This window comes from Streptomyces sp. NPDC059534, from assembly GCF_042743475.1.
Classification (GTDB): Bacteria; Actinomycetota; Actinomycetes; order Streptomycetales; family Streptomycetaceae; genus Streptomyces.
Map to the genome: position 1 here is coordinate 1 of NZ_JBHWAQ010000149.1, position 1214 is coordinate 1214.

1 protein-coding gene is annotated in these 1214 nt (G+C 72.1%); it reads right to left on the minus strand.

Annotated features, from left to right (window positions below):
- Positions 1–119: 119 nt before the first annotated feature.
- Positions 120–1214 (minus strand): ATP-binding protein (locus tag ACFVZH_RS40415; RefSeq protein ID WP_384905646.1); only part of this gene is annotated, 1095 nt, incomplete at its 5' end.

Sequence of the window (1214 nt, forward strand, 5' to 3'; positions counted from 1 at the left end):
GCGTGAAAGCGGAGCCGCGTTGCGGCGCGACCCAGCGGCGGCAAGCCGCCGAACGACAAGAGGAGCAACCCTGGCCAAGGCGCGGCTTGCTCCTCTTGCCTGTGCGGGTCCCGGTCGGGTCAGAACATGCCCTCGGCCTGTTCCGGCGACTGCGGGGTGGGGCGGGTGACCTCGATGTAGCGGGCGGTGCGGGTGCGGCCCCAGTCGACGAGGACGCCACGTGCGGCGAGGGTGGGTTGGAGGCGCTTGAGGCGGTCGGAGAGGACCTTGCCGGTGGTGGGCCACCCCTTGGGCAGGGGACGGCATTCCTCGCCGCTGTAGAGCTGGGTGAGGCAGTGCAGCCACTCCGAGGACGTCATTCGCACCTCCCGGCCCGCGTCGAGGCCGGCGGCGTGCTTCAGGACGGTCTGCGCGAGGAGGTCGCCCTCGATGACGTCGTCGTTGAGGTCGTCCAGGCTGGCCCGGTAGGCATCCAGGGCCCCCATGCTGGCCGCCGCGTCGAGCCGGGCGCACAGGTGCGCGAAGTCCGCCATGCGCAGGTCGGTGGGGATGTCGGCCTGGGTGGCGCGGACGGTGACGGTGAGGTCGAGCAGGGAGCCGAGGATCACCGGCAGGGCCTCTTCGAACTCCGCCCAGAGTTCCGCCTCGGTCCGCCGCACCTGGGGACGCTCCAGACGGAGGGGGAGGAGGCGTTCGGCGAGGTCGGGGCGGATGACGCCGACGTCGATCCCGGTCAGGAGCAGGGGGCGGCGGTAGCGGGAGCGGTAGACGTCGCCGTCGCTGAACAGGGCGCGCTTGATGGTCTCGGCGCCGGTGACGATGCAGCACATGAGGTCGGAGAGGTCGGGGCCGAGGTGGGAGAGGTTGTCCAGGGCGGTGATCCATCCGGCGGCGACGGCCGTGATGAGGTTCTCCTCGTCCTTCGGCGCCCTACGGAGGTCGCCGCTCATGCCCTCGATGATCCGGGTGAGCATCCGGCCGGCGGTGGACTTCCCCGCGCCCTGGGGGCCGGTGAGGAACGGGGCGGGGACCGGGGCGGACGGGTCGAGGCAGCCGACCAGCCACGCCAGGGCCAGGCTCTCGCCCTGGGCGGTGGCGAAGTTGCACAGCCGCATCAACCGGTCGATGCCCTTGCCCTCGGTGTCCTTTACCGGGAGGGGCATCTCGCCGGTGAGCTGGGTGCGGCGCCAGGACACCTCCCGCGGGTCGGGGGT